We start from the raw sequence: 6,940 nt of genomic DNA, 5'->3' as shown, positions 1-6,940 counted from the left end.
GTTGTGCTGGGTGAGCCGGGCTGTCCGGGCCGGGGCGGGGCGTACGGCCGGTGTGGCGGGGGCGGGCTGTGCCGGGTGAGCCGGGCTGTGGTGGACGGGGCGGAGTGTGCTGTCCGGGCCGGGCTGTGGGGCGGCACACCGGGCGGTGTGGCCGGTGCGCCGCCTCGGCCCCGCTGGGCCATCAGACCGGAGGCCGTGCCGTCCGGCCGACTCGCGGTCAGGTCAGCTGACGTTTGAAGCCGACGTGGCTGGCCTCGAAGCCGAGCCGCTCATAGAAGCGGTGGGCGTCGGTGCGGCTCGCGTCCGAGGTGAGCTGCACCAGCTCACACCCCTCGCGGCGCGACTCCTCGATGGCCCACTCGATCAGCTGAGTGCCGAGCCCGCGGCCGCGCTCGTCGGCGTGGATCCGGACACCCTCGATGATCGAGCGGGTGGCGCCGCGCCGCGACAGCCCGGGGATCACGGTCAGCTGGAGGGTACCGACGGTCCGGCCGTCCCGGACGGCGACCACCAGCCGCTGACTGGGGTCCCGGTCCAGCCGCTCGAAGGCGGCGCGGTAGGGGGCCGGGTCGTCCGGGGTCTCGCGGCCGGCGCCGAGCGGGTCGTCGGCGAGCATGGCCACGATCGCCGGGATGTCATCGGCGGTCGCACGCCGTATGTCGAAGTCGCTCACGCGGAGAGCCTACGCGGGGGCCCGCCGCCCACGGACGGTGGTGACCGGCTCGGGGCCGTACGGGCGTTGATCAGCGCCCACAGCCGGGGGCCACCGCCCGCGCGGCCCGCGCCCGCGGGACGGCGTCCGGCCACGCGGCGCAGGCCCTGGACGGCGTCCGGCCACGCGGCACGTGTCCTGGATGACGTTCAGCCATGCGGCGCATGCCCCGGACGGCGTTCAGCCGCGCGGCGCGCCCCTGGCCTGGGGCGATCAGCGCGGGGTGGACAGCCCCTCGACGGCGGCGACGAGCGGTGCCAGCTCCGGTCGCCGGGCGGCGTCGGCGAGCGCCTCGCGCAGCGCGGCGTCGTTCGTAGGCCGCGCCTCCTCCAGGAGCTTGAGCCCCTCGGCGCTGACGTCGGTGTAGATGCCGCGGCGGTCGCTGGGGCAGATGTAGCGGGAGAGCAGACCGCGATCCTCCAGCCGGGTGACCAGCCGGGTCGTGGCGCTCTGGCTGAGTACGACGGAGTCGGCGAGCTGCTTCATCTGCAGATGTCCGCCCTCGCCGTCATGCTGTCGGCTGAGCACCTCGAGCACGGAGAACTCGCGGACGCTCAGACCGTGCCTGGCCTGCAGCGCACGCTCGGTATGCGTCTCCAGCCGACCGTGCAGGGAGGACAGGGCGCACCAGCCCTGGGCGAGGGCCCGCCCGGCGGGCGGGGTGGTGATGTGGTGCGGCGCGTCCGGCATGGAACCCTCCTCGGTGGGTCAGCGGGTTCCAGGGTAGTGCAGCGATGAAAAAGATCGCGTATGCAATTATCGGTGCCTTATCGCCCGGAACCGTCGCCCCCGGGCGGTGAGCCCCCAGGGCTTGATCACGGAGGTGGCGGTGAGAAAGGCATAGATGCCCAGGCTGACCGACGGTGCCAGGATCAGATCCGTGGTCGGCCCGACCGGCCGCCCCGCCACCACATCGGCCATCGCGGCGTCGATCCGGGCGCGCAGGGCGAAGGCCGTGGCGGCGGTGGTGATCAGCGTCAGCCAGAACTTCACGTACACCCAGCGGTGGCGCGCCAGCCCCCAGGGCGTCCCCAGCGACAGCACGATCCCGCTGGTCAGCGACAGCAGGCTGAGGGGAATCAGCAGCCAGTCGCCCAGCACGTTCATCGACCGGTAGACCGCCCCGGCCTCCTCGGCGGAGTCGGCGACGGCCCCGGTGATCCCAAGGGCCAGCATGCCGAGGGTCAGCCCGAGCCAACCCACGGAGACGACGACATGGACGACGAGGAGGCCCCGGCGCACGGGACGGGTGAGCTGCCGCATGCCCCCACCGTGGCGGGGGCCGGGCCGCCGCGGCGTCTGACGGCGGGAGTATCCGTGCGTACTCCCGACGGTGGCCCGCCCGCCCGGGTGGTGGCGGATCGGAAGGCCGGGGTGGACGGGCGGGGGCCGCGGTGGCTGGGGCGGACAAGCGGGGGCCGCGGCGCCGGGTCGGGAGACCGGGGTGAGAGGCCGGGATGGTGGCGCCGGGCCGGAAGGCCAGGGCGGTGGTGCCGGGTCGGGAGACCAGGGCGGGAAAGGCCGGGACGGTGGCACCGGGCCAGGAGACCGGGACGGTGGGGCCGGGTCAGGAGACCGGGGCTGGAAGGCCGGGTCGGTGGGGCCGGGGCGGCTGCCTCTACGCTCGGTTGTCATGACCAGACTGCATCTGTTCGATCTGGACGGGACCCTCATCCACGGCTCCGCCGCCGCGATCGAGATCTCCCGGCAGCTCGGCCTGGAGCGGGAGATCGCCGCGCTGGAGCGGGCGTTCGCGGGTGGGGAGCTGACGACGCCCCAGTTCGCGGAGCGGGCCTGCGCGCTGTGGGCGGAGCTGACGGAGGACCATGTGGCCGCCGCCTTCGAAGGGGCGCCGTGGCTGGCGGGGATCCGTGAGGTGTGGGCGGACATCCGGGCGCGGGGCGAGCGGTGTGCGGTGATCTCGCTCTCACCGGGCTTCTTCGTGTCACGGCTGCTGGAGTGGGGCGCCGACGCCACCTACGGCTCGGCCTGGCCCTCCGTACCGTTCCGGGACCCGGTGGATCCGGCGGGGATCCTAACCCCGGCCGCCAAGGTCCGGATCGCCGATGAACTCTGCGCGAAGTTCGGGTTGACCAGGGATCACTGCGTGGCCTACGGGGATTCCCTGTCGGACGCCGAGCTGTTCGCGGTGGTACCGGTCTCGATCGCCGTGAACGCCGATCACCATGTGAGCGGAATCGCATCCCACGCCTATACCGGACGCGATCTCCGAGAGGCTTACGAATTGGCGGGCAACTGCTCGTAACTATCGGTAATTACGTGAGTTGGTGGGTGTAACGGATGCGTGCGCCGGGGGCTTGTGCATTCATGCGGGGCCGGTAGGGTCGGGTCCGGTTCCGCCCGGCAGGCTCTACCGGGAGAGCAGAACCGGGCGACCCAGGCCAACCAACGTGAAGGGAAAGCGGTCTGATTTCCCTGGACTTCGGGCTTGAGCACCCGGGGCGGGGAACGAGCGTGGCATGCTGCCCGGAAGAGAGTTACGGAGAGGGCCGGTACGGCCATTCTCGCTTGAAGCCAGTGCACCAGAACGGGGAATTGCGGGCACACTCCGGCAGCGGAAGTGCGAAGACCGACAGGAAGATGTTCGAGGCGAGGCAACCATGGACGCTCCGACCACCACATCGTCGGCCGGCAGCGACGGCTCCGGCGGGAACAGTGGCGACTGGGGCTGGTTCACCCCGAGCAGGAAACCGGCCGAGGACCAGCCCCGGACCCAGGACCGGACCCAGGACCGGACCCAGGACCGGACCCAGGATCGGACCCAGGACCGGCCGAGCGATGAGCGTACGCCGAGCCGCCCGGTGAACCCGGTACGGCCGGTCGGCACCGGAGCCGACCGCCGTACGCCCGTGGAGCCGGGCCCCGCGTCCGGGCCCTGGCCGGGCGACCGTCCGGCGGGCGGCCCCCCGGCCACCGGGCCCGAGGAGCAGCACCAGCGCCCCGATGAGGCCGCCTCCGCCCCGCACGACGTCCGGCCCGGCCTCGACCCCCGGTTCGCCGTCCCCGAGACCGCCTCGCCCGACGCGGTCCTGCTGCGCCGCACGATGGCCGAGATCGAGCCCATCAGCGACAAGGTCACCTCGTACTTCTACGCGCTGCTCTTCGTCCAGCACCCCGAGCTGCGGTCACTCTTCCCCGCCGCCATGGACGCCCAGCGCGACCGGCTGTTCAAGGCCGTGCTGACCGCCGCCCGGCTCGTCGACGACAACGACATCCTCACCGAGTTCCTCTCTCGACTCGGCCGCGGCCACCGCAAGTACGGCACCCAGCCCGAGCACTACCCCGCGGTCGGGGAATGCCTGATCGGCGCGCTCACCCGCTACGCGGTCAACACCTGGAGCGACGAGGCCGAGGCCGCCTGGGTGCGCGCTTACACCCAGTTCTCCCAGATCATGATCGACGCGGCGGCCGAGGACGAGCTGATCGCCCCCGCGTGGTGGCACGCCGAGGTGGTCGGGCATGAGCTGCGCACCCCCGACATCGCCGTGGTCACCGTCCGTCCGGACCAGCCGTACCCCTTCCTGGCGGGCCAGTACGCCTCGGTGGAGACCCCGTGGTGGCCGCGGGTGTGGCGGCACTATTCGTTCGCCTCGGCGCCCCGCCCCGACGGGCTGCTCTCCTTCCACGTGAAGGCCGTACCGGCCGGATGGGTGTCCTCGGCGCTGGTGCACCGGGCCCGTCCCGGCGATGTGATCCGCCTCGGGCCGCCCGCGGGGTCCATGACGGTCGACCACTCCAGTGACAGCGGGCTGCTCTGCCTGGGCGGCGGCACCGGTATCGCGCCGATCAAGGCGCTGGTCGAGGACGTCGCCGACTACGGCCGCCACCGGACGGTCGAGGTCTTCTACGGCGCCCGCAGCGATCACGATCTGTACGACATCGACACCATGATGCGGCTGGCGCGGAAGCATTCATGGCTCGCGGTCCGCCCCGTCGTCTCCGACGGCACGACCAACGGCCTCAGCGGCCAGCTGCCCGACGCCGTGCGGCAGTACGGCCCGTGGAACGCGTTCGACGCGTACCTCTCCGGGCCGCCCGGGATGATCCGCAGCGGCGTCGACGCCCTGATGGGCATCGGTATCCCGTCCCACCGCATACGGCACGACTCCATCGAAGAACTCGCCGCCGCCGCGGAGTAGGGCGCGGGCGGGGCACATGACGGAACACCGATACGAGGCAGGCATTCCGGCAACTCCGGATGGCAATTCAGAGACGGGGACGAGAACCGTGGACAGTGCGGAGCACCTGGACGACCGCGCTTGGCGTCCGGGGAGCGACGGCGAACACCTTCTGCAGCGGCGGCTGGGTACGGTCGATCGCGCCGACCGCTTCTACGACGAACAGGTGCTGGACCACCTCAACGTCCGGATGCGGGAGTTCATCGGCCGTCAGGAAATGTTCTTCCTGGCCACCTCCGACCGGCACGGGGAGTGCGACAGCACCTTCCGGGCCGGACCGCCCGGCTTTCTGCGGGTGCTCGACGCGCGCACGGTGGCCTATCCCGAATACCGGGGGAACGGCGTCCTGGCCAGCCTCGGCAATATCCAGGAAAACCCCCACCTCGGCATTCTCATGGTGGACTTCTTCCGGGACCGGATCGGGCTGCATGTGAACGGCCGGGCCCGGGTGGTCGAGGACGCCGAGATGCGCGCGGCACATCCCGACCTCCCGGTGGACCCGGTGCCGGGCCGGCGCGCGGTGGTGTGGGTCGAGGTGACCGTCGAAGAGGCGTACATCCACTGTGCCAAGCACATTCCCCACCTCCAGAGGGTCCCCGCGCAGCGCCGCACCGGCGGAGCCGACGGCCGGCAGCGCGCCCTCTCCGGTGACCGGGCCCTCGAACACGGCCAGGAACGGGACTGGGGGACGGACGACGTCAAGCGGAAGGGCGGCGACTTCTTCGGTGCCGCCGCCGATGCGCGCGAGGGCCGCCGGCTCCCGCCCACCACACCGGCCCCACCGCCGGACGTCGTGCGAGCGGACGCCCCACGGCCGGACGCCCCACGGCCGGACGTCGTGCGGCCGGATGCCGTCGTGCGACCGGGCCCGCGCACGGAGGAGCTGCGACCGGCCGACCCGAACACCGCAGACCGGCATACAGCAGCCTGGCGCACGGCCGACCTTGGTACGGCCGACCTGCGTACGGGCAACTCGCATACGGGGCATACGGCCGACCCGCACACGGGCACCCCGCATACGGGCGACCCGCAGGCGGCAGACCCACGGCCTGACCTGCCCGGCCAGGTCGCTCCGGCGGCCCCGGCCGTGCCCACGGTCCCGGCGGCCCCGGCCGTCCCGGCCGTCCCCGCTGACCTGCCCGCTCCGGCCGCCGACCCGGCTCCGTGGGCACCGGAGCCCGCGGTCGCGCAGTCCGATCTCAGCCCCGTTCTCCGCCGTTCCGATGTCCGCCCGGAGGTACGCCCCGACGCGAGCCCCGAGACCTGGCGTGCGGAGGCCGAGCGGGTGCTGGCCGAGGCGCATCAGCGGGCGGAGGCGCATCAGCGGGCGGACCGGAAGACCCAGCAGCCGTTCAGCGGCTGGTTCCGCTAGGTCGGTCCCGGTCCGGGACGCCGGTCCCGGTCCGCTGGGCCGGGGTCGTCCGGTAGGCCGGTCCCGGTCAGGGACGCCGGTCTCGGTCAGGGACGCCGGTCTCGGTCCGCTGGGCCGGTCCCGGCCCTGGGTTAGCCGAGGTCGTCCGCGAGCAGCGCCAGCACACCTTCGATGTTGGTGTCGAGATACGCCCGCAGCGACGGCGGCACCACCCCGACCGAGGCGATCCCCTCGCGGGTGAACGGGACGCTCACCACCTCGTACTCCCCGCAGGGCTCGTCCACCTCGGGGCCGTGCCGCCGGGTGAGGTCCATCGAGGCGAGTCTGCAGACGAAGAAGTGCTGCACCTTGACGCCGTCCGCGCCCTCGCCGGGATGGGGGACGGTGTCGACGAAGGCGGGCACCACGTCCGTCACCTTCGCGCCCAGTTCCTCGTCCACCTCGCGGTGCAGGGCCTCGACGACGCTCGAGTCCTCGGGCTCCATTCCGCCGCCGGGAGTGATCCAGTAGGGCGGCTGGCCGGGCTTGGTGCGCTTGATCAGAATCATCCGGGGGGCGGTGTCGCCCTCGAGCAGAATGGCGCGGGCGGTGCGTTTGACCACGGGTCGTTCGGTCATGCAGGACATCTGCCGCGTGTTTCGTCCCGCGAAACCACTT

At 72.5% G+C, this 6,940-nt stretch carries 6 protein-coding genes and 1 pseudogene; 3 read left to right on the top strand and 4 right to left on the bottom strand.

What is annotated here, in order from left to right; all coding sequences use genetic code 11:
- Positions 1 to 217: 217 nt before the first annotated feature.
- The 3 genes from AXW62_RS10590 to AXW62_RS10580 all read right to left on the bottom strand — a co-directional run bounded on the left by AXW62_RS10590 (position 218) and on the right by AXW62_RS10580 (position 1,975).
- A complete protein-coding gene (locus AXW62_RS10590) occupies positions 218 to 673 on the bottom strand; it encodes a GNAT family N-acetyltransferase (RefSeq protein ID WP_030827671.1) in 456 nt (151 codons plus the stop codon).
- A gap of 252 nt (positions 674 to 925) precedes the next feature.
- Positions 926 to 1,402, bottom strand: a complete 477-nt coding sequence (locus AXW62_RS10585; protein WP_060944284.1) for a MarR family winged helix-turn-helix transcriptional regulator — start codon at positions 1,400 to 1,402, stop codon at positions 926 to 928.
- A gap of 66 nt (positions 1,403 to 1,468) precedes the next feature.
- Positions 1,469 to 1,975, bottom strand: a complete 507-nt coding sequence (locus AXW62_RS10580; protein ID WP_060944283.1) for a hypothetical protein — start codon at positions 1,973 to 1,975, stop codon at positions 1,469 to 1,471.
- 370 nt (positions 1,976 to 2,345) lie between these two features.
- Between AXW62_RS10580 and AXW62_RS10575 the strand changes: the two genes are divergently transcribed.
- From AXW62_RS10575 to AXW62_RS10565, 3 genes and pseudogenes are all read left to right on the top strand, one after another.
- Positions 2,346 to 2,978, top strand: a complete 633-nt coding sequence (locus AXW62_RS10575; RefSeq protein ID WP_060944282.1) for an HAD family hydrolase — start codon at positions 2,346 to 2,348, stop codon at positions 2,976 to 2,978.
- 355 nt (positions 2,979 to 3,333) lie between these two features.
- Positions 3,334 to 4,872: a globin domain-containing protein gene (locus AXW62_RS10570; protein ID WP_060944281.1), complete on the top strand. Its 1,539-nt coding sequence runs from the start codon at positions 3,334 to 3,336 to the stop codon at positions 4,870 to 4,872.
- A 151-nt stretch (positions 4,873 to 5,023) separates the two neighbouring features.
- Positions 5,024 to 5,737, top strand: a pseudogene (locus tag AXW62_RS10565) (pyridoxamine 5'-phosphate oxidase family protein); the annotation flags it as partial.
- Between the two features lie 677 nt (positions 5,738 to 6,414).
- On the opposite strand, the gene AXW62_RS10560 reads toward AXW62_RS10565, so the two are convergent.
- A complete protein-coding gene (locus tag AXW62_RS10560) occupies positions 6,415 to 6,900 on the bottom strand; it encodes an NUDIX domain-containing protein (protein ID WP_060944286.1) in 486 nt (161 codons plus the stop codon).
- Between the last annotated feature and the right edge of the window lie 40 nt (positions 6,901 to 6,940).

Origin of the sequence: Streptomyces hygroscopicus subsp. hygroscopicus, from assembly GCF_001553455.1 — a bacterium.
Classification (GTDB): Bacteria; Actinomycetota; Actinomycetes; order Streptomycetales; family Streptomycetaceae; genus Streptomyces; species Streptomyces hygroscopicus.
The sequence above is the reverse complement of the archived record's forward strand: the minus strand, read 5'-3'. Positions and strand labels throughout refer to the sequence as shown.

Excerpts from the sequence above, each read along its gene's own strand:
- AXW62_RS10570 (WP_060944281.1), top strand. The coding sequence starts at position 3,334 with ATGGACGCTCCGACCACCACATCGTCGGCCGGCAGCGACGGCTCCGGC.
- AXW62_RS10560 (WP_060944286.1), bottom strand. The coding sequence starts at position 6,900 with ATGACCGAACGACCCGTGGTCAAACGCACCGCCCGCGCCATTCTGCTC.
- AXW62_RS10580 (WP_060944283.1), bottom strand. The coding sequence starts at position 1,975 with ATGCGGCAGCTCACCCGTCCCGTGCGCCGGGGCCTCCTCGTCGTCCAT.
- AXW62_RS10575 (WP_060944282.1), top strand. The coding sequence starts at position 2,346 with ATGACCAGACTGCATCTGTTCGATCTGGACGGGACCCTCATCCACGGC.
- AXW62_RS10585 (WP_060944284.1), bottom strand. The coding sequence starts at position 1,402 with ATGCCGGACGCGCCGCACCACATCACCACCCCGCCCGCCGGGCGGGCC.